Origin of the sequence: Bacillus sp. JNUCC-22 (assembly GCF_018861275.1) — a bacterium.
In the GTDB taxonomy this organism is placed as follows: Bacteria; Bacillota; Bacilli; order Bacillales; family Bacillaceae; genus Bacillus; species Bacillus velezensis.
Genome location: NZ_CP076408.1, coordinates 1,695,906 through 1,711,644 on the forward strand (window position 1 = coordinate 1,695,906; position 15,739 = coordinate 1,711,644).

General features: G+C 45.5%; 13 protein-coding genes. All 13 read left to right on the forward strand.

The window, feature by feature from the left end; translation table 11 throughout:
* The first annotated feature begins 49 nt into the window (after window positions 1-49).
* The 13 genes from pgsA to mutS all read left to right on the forward strand — a co-directional run bounded on the left by pgsA (window position 50) and on the right by mutS (window position 15,730).
* Window positions 50-631: a CDP-diacylglycerol--glycerol-3-phosphate 3-phosphatidyltransferase gene (gene pgsA / locus JNUCC22_RS08545; RefSeq protein ID WP_007611521.1), complete on the forward strand. Its 582-nt coding sequence runs from the start codon at window positions 50-52 to the stop codon at window positions 629-631.
* Window positions 632-648: 17 nt separating this feature from the next.
* Window positions 649-1,899 (forward strand): competence/damage-inducible protein A, encoded by a 1,251-nt coding sequence (locus tag JNUCC22_RS08550; RefSeq protein ID WP_032874945.1) that lies wholly within the window; start codon window positions 649-651, stop codon window positions 1,897-1,899.
* 171 nt (window positions 1,900-2,070) lie between these two features.
* On the forward strand, window positions 2,071-3,114 hold the full coding sequence (gene recA, locus JNUCC22_RS08555; protein WP_003154145.1) for a recombinase RecA: 1,044 nt from the start codon (window positions 2,071-2,073) through the stop codon (window positions 3,112-3,114).
* 167 nt (window positions 3,115-3,281) lie between these two features.
* The gene (locus JNUCC22_RS08560) at window positions 3,282-4,463 is read left to right on the forward strand and encodes a serine hydrolase domain-containing protein (RefSeq protein WP_216062261.1); all 1,182 of its coding nucleotides are present in this window, start codon (window positions 3,282-3,284) and stop codon (window positions 4,461-4,463) included.
* Window positions 4,464-4,753: 290 nt separating this feature from the next.
* Window positions 4,754-6,313, forward strand: coding sequence for a ribonuclease Y (rny, locus tag JNUCC22_RS08565; protein ID WP_003154140.1), 1,560 nt, complete (start codon window positions 4,754-4,756; stop codon window positions 6,311-6,313).
* 60 nt (window positions 6,314-6,373) lie between these two features.
* Entirely contained in the window at window positions 6,374-7,168 is a 795-nt protein-coding gene (locus JNUCC22_RS08570) for a TIGR00282 family metallophosphoesterase (RefSeq protein ID WP_003154137.1), read from the forward strand.
* A 199-nt stretch (window positions 7,169-7,367) separates the two neighbouring features.
* Window positions 7,368-7,628 (forward strand): stage V sporulation protein SpoVS, encoded by a 261-nt coding sequence (gene spoVS, locus JNUCC22_RS08575; RefSeq protein WP_003154135.1) that lies wholly within the window; start codon window positions 7,368-7,370, stop codon window positions 7,626-7,628.
* Between the two features lie 257 nt (window positions 7,629-7,885).
* Window positions 7,886-8,932 (forward strand): L-threonine 3-dehydrogenase, encoded by a 1,047-nt coding sequence (gene tdh / locus JNUCC22_RS08580; RefSeq protein WP_216062262.1) that lies wholly within the window; start codon window positions 7,886-7,888, stop codon window positions 8,930-8,932.
* 11 nt (window positions 8,933-8,943) lie between these two features.
* The gene (locus tag JNUCC22_RS08585; protein WP_216062326.1) at window positions 8,944-10,122 is read left to right on the forward strand and encodes a glycine C-acetyltransferase; all 1,179 of its coding nucleotides are present in this window, start codon (window positions 8,944-8,946) and stop codon (window positions 10,120-10,122) included.
* Window positions 10,123-10,264: 142 nt separating this feature from the next.
* Window positions 10,265-11,794, forward strand: a complete 1,530-nt coding sequence (miaB, locus tag JNUCC22_RS08590) for a tRNA (N6-isopentenyl adenosine(37)-C2)-methylthiotransferase MiaB (protein WP_007611533.1) — start codon at window positions 10,265-10,267, stop codon at window positions 11,792-11,794.
* 2 nt (window positions 11,795-11,796) lie between these two features.
* Window positions 11,797-12,228, forward strand: coding sequence for a regulatory iron-sulfur-containing complex subunit RicA (locus JNUCC22_RS08595; RefSeq protein ID WP_003154113.1), 432 nt, complete (start codon window positions 11,797-11,799; stop codon window positions 12,226-12,228).
* 252 nt (window positions 12,229-12,480) lie between these two features.
* Window positions 12,481-13,026: an outer spore coat protein CotE gene (gene cotE, locus JNUCC22_RS08600; protein WP_003154111.1), complete on the forward strand. Its 546-nt coding sequence runs from the start codon at window positions 12,481-12,483 to the stop codon at window positions 13,024-13,026.
* A 118-nt stretch (window positions 13,027-13,144) separates the two neighbouring features.
* A complete protein-coding gene (gene mutS / locus JNUCC22_RS08605) occupies window positions 13,145-15,730 on the forward strand; it encodes a DNA mismatch repair protein MutS (RefSeq protein ID WP_216062263.1) in 2,586 nt (861 codons plus the stop codon).
* Window positions 15,731-15,739: the final 9 nt, after the last annotated feature.

The following is a 15,739-nucleotide window of genomic DNA, read 5'->3' on the forward strand; positions in this document are numbered from 1 at the left end:
TAAGATGACTTTTTCTTCACGTCCGAGTACATATTATTGGAGGGGCTTTATGTTTAACTTACCGAATAAAATCACACTGGCAAGAATCGCTTTAATTCCTGTATTTATGATTATCATGCTTGTTCCTTTTCAGTGGGGCAGCGTTCATATAGGGGATGAATCGATTCCGGTCGCACATCTTACGGGAGCTGTTTTATTCATTATCGCATCAACGACTGACTGGGTGGATGGCTACTACGCCAGAAAACTGAACCTCGTGACAAACTTCGGGAAATTTTTAGATCCGCTGGCTGATAAACTGCTGGTATCCGCGGCATTAATTACGCTTGTGCAGTTTGACCTTGCGCCGGCGTGGATGGTCATCATCATCATCAGCCGCGAATTTGCCGTAACGGGATTAAGACTTGTGCTGGCGGGAACGGGGGAAGTTGTAGCCGCCAATATGCTGGGGAAAATTAAAACATGGGCTCAGATCATCGCTGTTGCCGCGCTTTTGCTGCATAATCTTCCGTTTGAGCTCGTTTCTTTCCCGTTCGGCGATATCGCTTTATGGGTGGCCGTGCTCTTCACAGTCATTTCCGGCTGGGAGTATTTTGCGAAGAACTGGGATGCGTTAAAAACATCTAACTAAGAAAGAAGGACTTAAAGATGGAAATAGCAAAAAAAGCAGAAATCATTGCAGTCGGCTCGGAGCTTCTGCTAGGCCAGATCGCCAATACGAACGCGCAGTTTATCAGTAAAGAGCTGGCGGAAATCGGTGTAAACGTGTTTTATCATACCGCTGTCGGTGACAATCCGGAGCGGCTTAAGCAAGTCATCCGCATTGCCGAAGAGCGCTCAGACCTGATTATTTTTTCAGGCGGCCTCGGACCGACCAAGGACGATTTGACGAAAGAAACCATTGCAAACACACTGGGGCGCCCGCTCGTTCTGAATGACGAAGCGTTCCGGTCGATCGAAGAATATTTCGCGAAAACAAAACGGACCATGTCGCCGAATAACCGCAAACAGGCGCTCGTTATTGAGGGCTCAGACGTTTTGGCGAATCATTTCGGCATGGCGCCGGGAATGCTTGCAGAGCACGGCTCAAGGCTTTATATGCTGCTTCCCGGGCCGCCGAGCGAGCTGCGTCCGATGTTTGAAAATGAAGCGAAGCCGCTGCTTCTTAAAAAGCTCGGTTCTAATGAGAAAATCGTTTCAACCGTGCTGCGGTTTTTCGGAATCGGTGAATCCCAGCTTGAAGCTGATTTAGAAGATATCATTGATGCGCAGACGAACCCGACGATTGCGCCGCTTGCTGCTGACGGAGAGGTCACGCTGCGTTTAACGGCGAAACATGCTGACGAAAAAGAAACAGAACGGCTTTTAAAAGAAACGGAAGCCGCCATTTTAGAACGTGTCGGTGAATTTTTCTACGGATATGATGATACGTCTCTGGTGAAGGAGCTTTCAAAAGCATGCAGACAAAACAAAATCACGATTTCTTCTGCCGAAAGCTTTACAGGCGGCCTGTTTTCAGAGTGGGTGACTGATTTAAGCGGTGCGTCTCAACTATTTGCAGGGGGTGTTGTCTGTTATTCCGACAGCGTGAAACAGCATGTGCTCGGCGTGAAAGCTGAGACGCTCGCAGAAAGCGGAGCGGTCAGCAAAGAGTGTGCGAAAGAGCTTGCAGCCGGTGTGAGAAAGCTGACCGGAAGCGATATCGGCATCAGCTTTACCGGGGTTGCGGGTCCCGACCCGCAGGAAGGGCATGCGCCGGGCCGCGTCTTTATCGGCATTTCGGCGGAAGGAAAAGAAGAGGTGCACGAATTTAACTTTGCCGGCTCAAGAACCGGAATCAGAAAGCGCGCCGCTAAATACGGCTGCCATCTCATTTTGAAAATGCTGGATCAAAAATAAAGTTTTAAAGAGGCGATTTCTCTGATTTTTAAGTTTTACAAGGGGAATAATGCTCTTTTTAAGAAAAGCGAACGCGGAAAAAATCCGAATATGCGTTCGCTTTTTTCTTGGCAAATGCCAGTAAACAAGGTATAGTATATGTAGTGGCAAGATAAAGGAGGAAAAAAATAAATGAGTGATCGTCAGGCAGCCTTAGATATGGCTCTTAAGCAAATAGAAAAACAATTCGGCAAAGGTTCCATCATGAAGCTCGGAGAAAAAACGGATACAAGAATTTCAACGGTGCCAAGCGGTTCCCTTGCACTTGATACCGCTCTCGGAATAGGCGGATACCCGCGCGGACGGATTATTGAAGTATACGGACCTGAAAGCTCAGGTAAAACGACTGTAGCGCTTCACGCAATCGCTGAGGTTCAGGAAAAAGGCGGACAGGCAGCATTTATTGATGCTGAGCATGCTCTTGATCCTGTTTACGCGCAAAAGCTCGGTGTCAATATCGAAGAGCTTCTGCTTTCTCAGCCGGATACGGGAGAGCAGGCGCTTGAGATTGCTGAAGCGCTGGTGCGAAGCGGAGCTGTTGATATCGTAGTCGTTGACTCTGTTGCGGCGCTTGTTCCAAAAGCTGAAATTGAAGGTGACATGGGTGATTCACACGTCGGTTTACAGGCGCGTCTCATGTCTCAGGCGCTCCGTAAGCTTTCCGGCGCCATCAATAAATCTAAAACAATCGCAATCTTTATTAACCAGATTCGTGAAAAAGTCGGCGTTATGTTCGGAAATCCGGAGACGACACCGGGCGGCCGCGCGCTGAAATTCTATTCTTCCGTGCGCCTTGAAGTGCGCCGTGCCGAGCAATTAAAGCAGGGCAACGACGTCATGGGGAATAAAACGAGAATTAAAGTCGTCAAAAACAAAGTCGCTCCTCCGTTCCGTACGGCTGAAGTGGACATTATGTACGGTGAAGGAATCTCCAAAGAAGGGGAAATCATCGACCTTGGAACTGAACTGGATATCGTGCAAAAAAGCGGTTCGTGGTATTCTTATGAAGAAGAACGCCTCGGTCAGGGCCGTGAAAACGCCAAGCAGTTCTTAAAAGAAAATAAAGACATCATGCTGATGATTCAGGAACAAATCCGTGAATATTACGGTTTAGACAATAATGGTGTAACGGACAAAGCGGAAGAAGTTCAGGAAGAGATGGAATTAGAAGAATAAAAACACGATCAAAAGAGCGGAATAAGCAATTTCCGCTCTTTTTTTTGTGTGTTTCAAAAAACACTGGCTGTTTCGGAAAATTTTATCTGGAATGTTACAACTTTTTTCACACTTCACTCGTCTAACATCATGGCGAAAGTTGAAATTATATCTGAGGAGGAAAAAAGATGACGAGCCCCCGCCGCACAAGAATAAATAAAAAAAGAAAGAAGAAGCTGATGAAAACGGGAGGGCTGTTTCTTTTTCTGCTGCTTGTTACTGTTTTTATTATGATCTGGACCGTCACAGCGCATCACCGGGAGAAGGAATCCGTTAAAAGCGCTCCCGCCGCTCAATCTGATACTTCAAAAGACCAGACTCAACAGAAAAAAGAAAAGACGCAAAAAGAGAAAACACCTAAATCAATCGATCACAATAAACAGATCAGCAATTACTTGCAACAGATCGGGTTCAGCGGCACAGCAATGGTCGTAAAAGATGGAAAGGTTGTGCTGAAAAAAGGTTTTGGCTATGCGGATCGAAAACAAAAAATTAAGAACAATCCGGAGACATCATATTATGTCGGTTCTTCACAAAAAGCGTTAATCGCGACGGCTGTCTTACAGCTTGAAGAAAAAGGGCTGCTTCAGACGAGTGACACCGTCAGTACATACTTGCCGAATTTTCCTAACGGCACGCGCATTACACTGAAAAATCTGCTCAATCATACGTCAGGAATAAACGGACATATTGAGGGACAGGGACCGATTTCTCCTATTGATTTAATCAAGGATATAGAATACCGCGGAATTAAACGGCAGCCTGGGGTTTGGGAGTACAGGGATTCCAATTATTCAGTGCTCGCCTATATCGTATCTCAGGTCAGCGGGGAGTCATACGAACAATATATTAAAGACCATGTGTTTAAACCGGCCGGAATGAAGCATGCCGGATTTTACAAAACTTTTGCTGAAGCCAAATATCCGGCTGTCGGCTACAAAGTCGATGAGAGCGGCAGTCTTGTAACGCCGCACCTTTTGGACTTATCGCAGCTGTACGGGGCGGGCGATATGTATATGAGCGCTGAAGATCTCTATAAATTTGATAAAGCGATCGTAAACGGCACGCTCCTTTCAAAAGAAAGCTTCACAAAAATGTTTACAGCAGGAAGCAGTGCCGCTTACGGCATGGGGTTTTACATTGATCCGGGAAGCTATTCCAATCACGGTGTTATGCCCGGTTACAACATTTTGAACAGCTTCAGCCATTCGGCAAGCAAATATGTCATTTTATTGTCAAATATTCAGAATAACGCCAAATTAGGACAGGTGAACAACAGAATTTACCAATTGCTTAACCAGGCGAACTAACGAGCCGCCATTCACGAAAAGCAACTGAAGGTATGGTATGATATATACATGGCGTAGATTCCGAGATGAAGGCGAATCGTTAAGCTGGCAAGCTTGACAAGTATTTCCGACACAATTACAATGAAGTTGTAACATTTGTTTTTTAACATGATTGTTAAACCATTTAAACTTGACAAGGGTATGAAAGACTCATTCCCTGTGAAGGTTCTGTATGTTGAGAAAATCAGACAATGTACATGCCGGCACTTATTTAAGCAAAAACCAAGTTCATAGCAAGAGGAGGTGAAAGTATGACCCCAATGACGGTTCTCATCTCCATTTTGCTGACTCTGCTCGGTTTAGTTGTTGGCTACTATGTTCGTAAAACCATTGCCGAAGCAAAGATTGCGGGCGCACGCGGTGCTGCCGAGCAAATCCTTGAAGATGCAAAGCGTGATGCTGAAGCACTGAAAAAAGAAGCTCTGCTTGAAGCAAAGGACGAAATCCATACACTTCGAATAGATGCTGAACAGGAAGTTCGTGAAAGACGAAATGAGCTTCAAAAACAAGAAAACCGTTTACTTCAAAAAGAAGAAAATCTTGACCGTAAACATGAAGGAATTGATAAACGGGAAGCGATGTTGGAGAAGAAAGATCATTCTCTGAATGAACGACAACAACATATTGAAGAGATGGAAAGCAAAGTGGATGAGATGATTCGTATGCAGCAGTCAGAACTCGAACGCATTTCGAGCCTGACACGGGATGAAGCGAAACAAATCATTCTTGACCGGGTTGAAAATGAGCTTTCACATGACATCGCCATCATGACAAAAGAAACCGAAAACCGTGCGAAAGAAGAGGCAGATAAAAAGGCGAAAAACATTCTGTCGCTTGCTTTGCAGCGCTGTGCAGCAGATCATGTTGCAGAAACGACGGTATCGGTCGTCAATCTTCCGAATGATGAGATGAAAGGACGTATCATCGGCCGTGAAGGGCGTAACATTCGTACGCTTGAAACGCTTACAGGTATTGACCTGATTATTGATGACACACCTGAAGCAGTCATTCTTTCCGGATTTGATCCGATCAGACGGGAGACGGCAAGAATCGCTCTTGATAAACTCGTTCAGGATGGCCGTATTCACCCGGCGCGCATTGAAGAAATGGTTGAAAAATCCCGCCGTGAGGTTGATGACTATATCCGGGAAATGGGTGAGCAGACGACGTTTGAAGTCGGCGTTCACGGACTCCACCCGGATCTGATCAAGATCCTCGGCCGGTTGAAATTCCGTACAAGCTACGGGCAGAACGTACTGAAACATTCTATGGAAGTTGCGTTTTTAGCCGGTTTAATGGCTTCCGAGCTTGGAGAAGATGCAAAGCTTGCCAAGCGGGCCGGTCTTCTGCATGACATCGGAAAAGCAATTGACCATGAAGTGGAAGGAAGCCACGTGGAAATCGGAGTGGAGCTTGCGACCAAATATAAAGAGCATCCAGTCGTCATTAACAGTATTGCGTCACACCACGGAGACGAAGAGCCGACTTCCATTATCGCCGTTCTGGTCGCTGCCGCTGATGCACTGTCAGCCGCAAGACCGGGCGCGAGAAGTGAAACGCTCGAAAACTATATCCGCAGACTTGAAAAGCTTGAAGAAATCTCCGAGTCTTACGAAGGTGTTGAAAAATCATTTGCGATTCAGGCCGGCCGTGAAGTTCGCATCATGGTGAAACCGGACTCCATTAATGATTTAGAAGCCCATCGTTTGGCACGTGATATCCGTAAACGAATTGAGGACGAGCTTGATTATCCGGGCCACATTAAAGTGACCGTAATCAGAGAAACTCGAGCCGTAGAGTATGCAAAATAAAGTGATGCTTAGCGCATCACTTTATTTTTTTGAGTCCCTGAAAAGGAAGGAATGGAATGTATGAGAATTTTATTTATCGGAGATGTTGTCGGTTCCCCGGGCCGCGACATGGTAAAAGAATATGTCCCGAAACTGAAAGCGAAACATAAACCGCATTTTACAATTATTAACGGAGAAAATGCAGCACACGGAAAAGGACTGACAGAAAAGATCTACCACAGCCTGATGGAAGCGGGAGCAGATGCCATTACAATGGGAAACCATACGTGGGATAAAAGAGAGATCTTCGACTTTATTGATGATGTGCCGCATCTTGTCCGCCCGGCGAATTTCCCGGAAGGTACGCCGGGCAAAGGCATTACCTATATTAAATCGAACGGAAAAGAGCTTGCCGTCATTAATTTACAGGGACGGACGTTTCTTCCGCCGCTTGATGATCCGTTTGCTAAAGCGGATGAATTAATAGAAGAAGCGAAAAAGCGCACGCCGTACATTTTTATTGATTTTCACGCCGAAGCGACAAGCGAAAAAATTGCGATCGGCTGGTACACAGACGGAAGAGCCTCTGCCGTGGTAGGCACCCATACACACGTGCAAACGGCAGATAACCGCATTTTGCCGAAAGGAACGGCATATATTACTGATGTAGGCATGACGGGTCCGTACGACGGAATTCTCGGTATGGACAGAGAAACGGTCATCAAGCGGTTTAAAACCAATCTTCCTGTCCGGTTTACGGTGGCGGAAGGTAAAACTACGCTGAGCGGAGTGCTCATTGACATCGACGATCAAACGAAAAAGGCCGTAAATATCGAACGGATATTAATCAATGATGACCATATGTTCTTTGAATAGGTGATCATGTGTTTATTTTATAAAAATATTAAAAGGAAAAGCAGGAATATAGCAACTTCTTAGTGAATATAGTAGAAATGGAAGGTAGCCCGCTATTTTTGAAAAGCATTGTGGGGATGGCTTTTTGGATAGCAACATCTAATAATGATTGTTCTAATGAACACTCACTTATCCATTGTAAAACTAAGGGGGAGCAGAAATGGAAATCTTAAAAGTTTCAGCAAAATCAAGTCCAAATTCAGTAGCAGGCGCGCTTGCCGGTGTATTGAGGGAACGCGGAGCCGCCGAAATTCAAGCAATTGGGGCGGGTGCCTTAAATCAGGCTGTTAAAGCGGTTGCGATTGCCAGAGGCTTTGTCGCGCCAAGCGGCGTAGATTTGATTTGTATTCCGGCTTTTACAGATATACAGATTGACGGAGAAGAAAGAACGGCGATTAAGTTAATCGTCGAACCCCGTTAAAAACAAAAACATGACATTCTCAACCTGCTTGCGTAAGGCGAGCGGGTTGTTTTTATTGTTGTCATATTTTCTCACAATATTATATTGATAGTACGAAGAGATGATAAATGGCTTTATTCATATAATATTCAAAAAAAATCACGCCCATTTTTCCGGACGGAAGCAGTTGTTTTCTTGGAGTGGACACTGGTATTTACCTCCTTTTTATCTCATGTTACAATCCAGTTATTACAGTGTTTTTTCGAGGAGGAGTGTACATGTTGGGAGGAAAGATGAAAGCTATCGTCAAAAATGAAAACGCTTTCGGAGCAACTCTGAAAGAAATTCCCATACCTTCCATAAATGAGAATGAAGTTCTTATTAAAGTACAGGCCGCATCTATATGCGGTACAGATGTGCATATTTATAATTGGGATCAATGGGCGCAGAAACGAATCAAAACACCTCAAGTATTCGGACATGAATTCAGCGGTATCGTAGCGGAAACGGGCAAGCACGTCACAAATGTCAAAATAGGCGACTATGTTTCGGCTGAAACCCACTTCGTCTGCGGTACTTGTGTCCCTTGTTTAACAGGAAAACATCATGTGTGCACCCATACAAAGATCCTCGGCGTAGATACAGCCGGTTCCTTCGCTGAATATGTCAAAGTGCCGGCTCGAAATGTTTGGAAAAATCCCGCTGATATGGACCCCGCCGTCGCTTCTGTTCAAGAGCCGCTTGGCAACGCGGTGCATACGGTGCTGGAAAGCAGCCGGCTTGCGGGCGGTTCCGCTGCAATTATCGGCTGCGGACCGATCGGGCTGATGGCGGTGGCAGTGGCTAAAGCGGCCGGTGCATCCCGTATTGCGGCCATTGATAAAAATGATTACAGGCTGGCTCTTGCGAAGAAATTGGGAGCCACGATCACCATTTCAGCTGATAAGGAAGATCCGCTTGAGGTGATCGACACCTTAACAGGCGGAGAAGGGATCGACCTTGTCTGCGAAATGTCAGGCCACCCGGCAGCTATCGCACAAGGATTAAAGATGGCGGCCAACGGGGGAAGGTTCCATATGCTGAGTCTGCCGGAACGTCCGGTGACGGTTGACCTGACAAATGACGTGGTGTTTAAAGGACTTACCGTCCAAGGCATCACAGGCAGAAAAATGTTTGAAACATGGCGGCAGGTATCGCACCTGCTTGAATCCGGCCTTATTGATCTGACGCCGGTGATCACGCATCAGTTTCCGCTTGAAGACTTTGAAAAAGGGTTTGACCTGATGAGAAAGGGCCAGTGCGGCAAAGTCATTTTGATTCCATAAGGGAGGGTTCTATAATGAAAGAATTTGAATTTCTAAAAGCCGAGCTTGATAAAATGAAAGAAAATAAAACGTGGCAGCAAATGAAACAAATTGAAACGAAGCAGGGTCCGTCGGTGGAAGTCAAAGGGGAAAACGTGATACAGCTTTCATCGAACAATTATCTCGGTTTGACGTCGCATCCAAGGCTTGTCGAAGCGGCTAAACGCGCCGCGGAAGAATTCGGAGCGGGTACCGGGTCCGTCCGGACAATCGCCGGAACATTCACAATGCACAATGAGCTGGAGAAGAAATTGGCAAACTTTAAAAAAACAGAAGCGGCACTTGTTTTTCAATCGGGGTTCACAACGAATCAGGGCGTCTTATCAAGCATTCTTACAAAAGAAGATATCGTGATCTCTGACGAACTGAACCATGCTTCCATCATTGACGGGATCAGGCTGACGAAAGCAGATAAAAAGGTGTACCGCCATGTTGATATGGACGATTTGGAAAGGGTGCTGAAAAAATCAATGAATTACCGCATGCGCCTGATCGTCACCGACGGCGTATTCTCAATGGACGGCAACATCGCTCCTTTGCCTGACATCGTCAAACTTGCAGAGGCGTACGATGCCTTTGTGATGGTCGACGACGCGCATGCTTCCGGCGTACTCGGAAAAAACGGAAGGGGAACGGTTAATCACTTCGGGCTTGACGGAAGAGTCCACATACAGGTGGGCACATTAAGCAAAGCCATCGGAGTGCTTGGCGGTTACGCCGCAGGGTCGCAGGTTCTGATCGATTACCTGCGCCATAAAGGGCGTCCTTTCTTATTCAGCACTTCTCATCCGCCTGCGGTAACGGCCGCATGCATAGAAGCCATTGACGTCCTGCTGGAAGAGCCTGAGCATATGGAAAAGCTATGGGAGAACACGGCGTATTTCAAAGACAAACTGGTTCAAATGGGGCTGACCCTCACAAAAAGCGAAACACCGATCGTGCCGATATTAATAGGGGAGGAAGAAAAAACCCAGGCATTATCAGACCTTTTATTGACCCGCGGCGTGTTTGCACAAAGCATCGTGTATCCGACGGTCGCCCAAGGAAAAGCGAGAATCCGCACCATTATTACGGCAGAGCATACAAAAGAGGAGCTTGACCGGGCGCTGGAAGTAATCCATTCAGCCGCAAAAGAGCTGCAGCTTGTGTAAGGGGGAAATGATTCCCTCTTTTTTATTTCTTATTGATTCTTATTCTCAATAAGGTGTACAATAATAGGCTGGCGGTTGTGCCAAACGCTTTTAACCAGTATACTTGAGGGTGGAAGTTTCGGTTGAAAGGAGACATTCGAACATGAATGAAAAGCAAAAGCAGGAAAGCGGACAAGTGAATCCGGCGGACAAAAAATCCGAAAAGGATTACAGCAAGTATTTTGAAGCCGTATATATTCCGCCTTCTTTAAAAGATGCGAAAAAACGGGGCAAAGAATCCGTTCAATATCATAACGATTTTAAAATCTCAGAAGAATTTAAAGGCCTCGGTGAAGGCAGGAAATTTTATATCCGCACGTACGGATGCCAAATGAACGAGCATGATACGGAAGTCATGGCAGGTATTTTTATGGCGCTCGGTTATGAAGCGACAAATTCGGTTGATGACGCGAACGTTATTTTATTAAACACTTGCGCTATCCGGGAAAATGCTGAAAACAAAGTGTTCGGAGAGCTCGGCCATTTAAAGGCGCTCAAAAAAAATAACCCGGACCTGATTCTCGGCGTCTGCGGCTGCATGTCACAGGAAGAATCAGTCGTAAACCGCATCCTTAAGAAGCACCCGTTTGTCGATATGATTTTCGGCACGCACAACATTCACCGTCTGCCGGAACTGTTATCAGAGGCATATTTATCAAAAGAGATGGTTATTGAAGTGTGGTCGAAGGAAGGGGATGTCATTGAAAACCTTCCGAAAGTCCGCAACGGAAAAATTAAAGGCTGGGTCAACATTATGTACGGCTGTGACAAGTTCTGCACATACTGCATCGTACCGTATACCCGCGGAAAAGAACGAAGCCGCCGTCCTGAGGAAATTATCCAGGAAGTCAGAAGACTTGCAAGTGAAGGCTATAAAGAAATCACGCTGCTCGGTCAAAACGTGAATGCGTACGGAAAAGATTTTGAGGATATAACGTACGGTCTCGGTGATTTAATGGACGAACTGCGTAAAATTGATATTCCGAGAATCCGATTCACGACGAGTCATCCGCGTGACTTTGATGATCATCTGATCGAGGTGCTCGCCAAAGGCGGCAACCTTCTTGACCATATCCATCTTCCGGTTCAATCAGGAAGCTCAGCGATGTTAAAAATGATGGCGCGCAAATATGACAGAGAACGCTATCTGGAGCTTGTCGGAAAAATTAAAGCGGCGATGCCGAACGCTTCACTGACGACCGATATTATTGTCGGTTTTCCGAATGAAACGGATGAACAATTTGAAGAAACGCTTTCGTTATATCGCGAAGTGGAATTTGACAGCGCATATACGTTTATTTACTCTCCTCGTGAAGGCACGCCGGCAGCGAAGATGAAAGACAATGTTCCGATGAGGGTCAAGAAAGAACGTCTTCAGCGCCTCAATGATTTGGTGAAAGAAATTTCAGCCAAAAAAATGAAGGAATATGAAGGAAGGACTGTCGAAGTATTAGTTGAGGGAGAAAGCAAAAATAACCCTGACATTCTTGCCGGCTATACGGAAAAAAGCAAGCTCGTCAACTTCAAAGGGCCGAAAGACGCCATCGGCAAGATTGTACGCGTCAAAATCGAACAGGCGAAAACATGGTCGCTTGACGGTGTGATGGCAGGAGAAGCAATCGAGGTGAAATAATAATGACGCTTTACTCTAAGAAAGACATTGTACAGCAGGCTAGGAACCTTGCGAAAATGATTTCTGAAACAGAAGAAGTTGATTTTTTCAAACGCGCCGAGGCGCAGATTAACGAAAATGAAAAAGTCTCTGCGATTATTAATCAGATTAAAACCCTGCAAAAGCAAGCCGTTAACCTGAAGCACTACGAAAAGCTTGAAGCGCTGAAACAAGTGGAAAGTAAAATTGACGCCCTGCAGGAAGAGCTTGAAGGGATTCCGATTATTCAGGAATTCAGAGATTCCCAGATTGAGGTCAATGACCTTCTTCAGCTTGTCGCACATACGATCTCAAATCAGGTGACAAACGAAATCATTACATCTACCGGAGGCAACCTGCTGACGGGAGAAACCGGTTCAAAAGTAAAACATTCGAATAACAGCTGTTCTATTTAAACACGGGGCCTTCATCGGCCCGTGTTTTTTTGCTGTTTGAGAACTAATTGTAATATATACTAAATTTTCATTGACTCACCGTTTTGTCCCATTTTACTGGAAAGTTTTATCATACTTAAAAGTAAAGTTTCTGGGCAGGGCTGCATACAATGAAACAGAAACTTTGTATTTTTATATTTTTATTATAAAAATGCACATGAGACAAATGCCCAGCATAAGATAACACGAAGAAGAACAAGGAGGCCTGCCGGAATGTCTGAATACAGGGAAATTATTACGAAAGCGGTAGTTGCGAAAGGAAGAAAATTCACCCAATGCACCAACACGATCTCACCTGGAGAAAAACCGTCAAGTATATTGGGCGGCTGGATTATCAACCACAAGTACGATGCCGAAAAGATCGGGAAGACTGTAGAAATTGAAGGGTATTATGATATAAACGTCTGGTACTCTTACGCCGATAATACAAAAACGGAAGTTGTAACCGAGAGAGTAAAGTATGTCGATGTGATTAAACTCAGATACAGAGACACAAATTACTTAGATGACGAACACGAAGTCATTGCCAAAGTGCTGCAGCAGCCGAATTGTCTTGAAGTCACCATTTCTCCTAACGGAAATAAAATCGTGGTTCAGGCAGAGAGAGAATTTTTAGCAGAAGTGGTCGGTGAAACGAAAGTCGTCGTCGAAGTCAATCCTGACTGGGAAGAAGACGATGATGATGATTGGGAAGACGATCTTGATGAAGAATTAGAGGACATTAACCCTGAATTTTTAGTCGGAGATCCTGAAGAATAAGTTGAGGCTAGGGGAGTTTAACACCCCAAGTCTCTTTTTTATATATAAAGATATCACTCTTTTGTTTATGTTATAATGGGATTCGGATAAGAGAAGATACATAGTGAGGGATTAAATGATGGCTAGTTACACGCCTATGATACAGCAATACTTGAAGATAAAGGCAGAGCACCAAGATGCCTTTTTATTTTTTCGGCTTGGTGACTTTTATGAAATGTTTTTTGAAGATGCAAAAAAAGCGTCACAAGAGCTTGAAATTACACTGACAAGCAGAGACGGAGGTTCGGCTGATAAAATTCCGATGTGCGGCGTGCCGTATCATTCCGCGGCGGCTTATATTGAACAGCTGATTAAAAAGGGCTATAAAGTGGCGATCTGTGAGCAGACGGAAGATCCGAAGGCGGCTAAAGGCGTTGTGAAAAGAGAAGTCGTCCAGTTGATCACACCGGGAACCGTGATGGATGGCAAAGGCATCCACGAGTCGGAAAACAACTTTATCGCTTCCGTTTCCGAATTCCGTGACGGATACGGTCTCGCTTTATCGGACTTAACGACCGGAGAAAACCTGGCCGTATTTATTGAGCGGATTGAAGATGTCATGTCAGAAATTTACTCAGTCGGCGCAAAGGAAATTGTCGTATCGAGCAAGTTTAACGAACATACAGCTGCTCAGCTGAAAGAACGGTGCGGCGCAACGATTTCCATCGAAGACGGGGAAATAACAGAACGCATTGAAATCGCAAAGCACTTGCCGGGCGAAGAGCTGACAGAGACGTTTATGCGTTTATATACGTATTTGCAGAAAACGCAAAAACGGAGCCTGGATCACCTGCAGCCGGTTCAAGTATATGAATTGGAAGAAGCGATGAAAATTGACCTGTATTCAAAACGGAATCTTGAGCTGACGGAAACGATCCGTTCGAAAAGCAAAAAAGGGTCATTGCTCTGGCTTTTAGACGAGACGAAAACAGCGATGGGCGGCCGGCTTCTCAAACAATGGATTGACCGCCCGCTGATCAGGGCATCCCAAATCGAAGAACGCCAGGAAATGGTCGAGACGCTGATCAATCATCTGTTTGAGCGTGAAGATCTGCGAGAGCGTCTGAAGGAAGTATACGATTTAGAACGTCTGGCGGGCCGGGTCGCATTCGGAAACGTCAACGCAAGGGATTTAATCCAGCTGAAAGAATCTTTAAAACAAGTGCCGAGCATCAAAGAGCTTGTAGGGTCTCTTAACCATAAAAAAGCAAAAGAACGCGCCGGCTTGATTGATCCGTGCGGAGATTTGCTTGACCTGTTAGAAGAAGCCCTTCATGAAAACCCGCCGTTATCGTTAAAAGAAGGCAATTTAATTAAAGACGGCTATCATCAGAAGCTCGATGAGTACCGTGACGCCAGCAAAAACGGTAAAGACTGGATTGCCAGACTGGAGCAGCAGGAACGCGCTTATACGGGCATCCGTTCATTAAAGGTCGGTTTCAATAAAGTGTTCGGCTATTATATTGAAGTCACAAAAGCAAATCTTCATCTGCTTGAAGACGGACGGTATGAGCGGAAGCAGACCCTCACAAACGCCGAACGGTACATTACGCCGGAATTGAAGGAAAAAGAAGCGCTTATTTTAGAAGCGGAAAACAACATCTGCGAGCTGGAATATGAGCTTTTTGCCGGACTGCGTGAAAAGGTGAAACAATTTATTCCGCGTCTGCAGCGTCTTGCCAAACAAATGAGTGAGCTGGACGCACTGCAATGCTTTGCTACGATCAGTGAAAACAGGCATTACACAAAGCCCGTCTTTTCTGATAATGAAGTAAAAGTCATTGAAGGGAGACACCCCGTCGTTGAAAAGGTGATGGACAGTCAAGAATACGTGCCGAACAACTGCCTGATGGGCGATTCGCGGGAAATGCTTCTGATTACGGGTCCGAATATGTCAGGTAAAAGCACGTACATGAGACAGATCGCACTTCTATCGATCATGGCCCAGATCGGCTGTTTTGTGCCCGCAAAAGAAGCGGTTCTGCCGATTTTTGATCAAATCTTCACGAGAATCGGGGCAGCGGATGATTTGATTTCCGGACAAAGCACCTTTATGGTGGAAATGCTGGAAGCGAAAAACGCGATTGTGAACGCCACAAAAGACAGCCTGATTCTGTTTGATGAAATCGGCCGCGGGACATCAACGTACGACGGAATGGCGCTGGCACAGGCGATTATTGAATATGTCCATGATCATATCGGCGCTAAAACACTGTTCAGCACGCATTATCATGAGCTGACGGTGCTTGAAGATAAGCTTCCTCAGCTGAAAAACGTTCATGTGCGCGCAGAGGAATATAACGGAACGGTCGTGTTTCTCCATCAAATCAAAGAAGGAGCCGCAGATAAAAGTTACGGCATTCATGTCGCCCAGCTTGCCGAGCTTCCGGACGATCTGATCAGCCGCGCGCAGGAGATTTTGAAACAGCTTGAGCAGACGGGAGATAAACCGGAGCTTCCGGCGGTATCTGAGAAAAAGTCCGCCGTCAAAGAAGAACCGGCACAGCTGTCCTTTTTTGCTGACGGTGAAAAAGAACAGAAGGCACCGGCTGTTTCTAATAAAGAAAAACAAGTGCTTGAAGCCTTTAAGTCAATCAATATTCTCGATATGACGCCGCTTGAAGCGATGAATGAAATGTACAAGCTGCAAAAAAAATTAAAATAGAAAGAGGTG

Bases quoted from the DNA above. Each gene is read 5' to 3' on its own strand.
- pgsA (WP_007611521.1), top strand. From the start codon at position 50: ATGTTTAACTTACCGAATAAAATCACACTGGCAAGAATCGCTTTAATT.
- JNUCC22_RS08550 (WP_032874945.1), top strand. From the start codon at position 649: ATGGAAATAGCAAAAAAAGCAGAAATCATTGCAGTCGGCTCGGAGCTT.
- recA (WP_003154145.1), top strand. From the start codon at position 2,071: ATGAGTGATCGTCAGGCAGCCTTAGATATGGCTCTTAAGCAAATAGAA.
- JNUCC22_RS08560 (WP_216062261.1), top strand. From the start codon at position 3,282: ATGACGAGCCCCCGCCGCACAAGAATAAATAAAAAAAGAAAGAAGAAG.
- rny (WP_003154140.1), top strand. From the start codon at position 4,754: ATGACCCCAATGACGGTTCTCATCTCCATTTTGCTGACTCTGCTCGGT.
- JNUCC22_RS08570 (WP_003154137.1), top strand. From the start codon at position 6,374: ATGAGAATTTTATTTATCGGAGATGTTGTCGGTTCCCCGGGCCGCGAC.
- spoVS (WP_003154135.1), top strand. From the start codon at position 7,368: ATGGAAATCTTAAAAGTTTCAGCAAAATCAAGTCCAAATTCAGTAGCA.
- tdh (WP_216062262.1), top strand. From the start codon at position 7,886: ATGTTGGGAGGAAAGATGAAAGCTATCGTCAAAAATGAAAACGCTTTC.
- miaB (WP_007611533.1), top strand. From the start codon at position 10,265: ATGAATGAAAAGCAAAAGCAGGAAAGCGGACAAGTGAATCCGGCGGAC.
- JNUCC22_RS08595 (WP_003154113.1), top strand. From the start codon at position 11,797: ATGACGCTTTACTCTAAGAAAGACATTGTACAGCAGGCTAGGAACCTT.
- cotE (WP_003154111.1), top strand. From the start codon at position 12,481: ATGTCTGAATACAGGGAAATTATTACGAAAGCGGTAGTTGCGAAAGGA.
- mutS (WP_216062263.1), top strand. From the start codon at position 13,145: ATGGCTAGTTACACGCCTATGATACAGCAATACTTGAAGATAAAGGCA.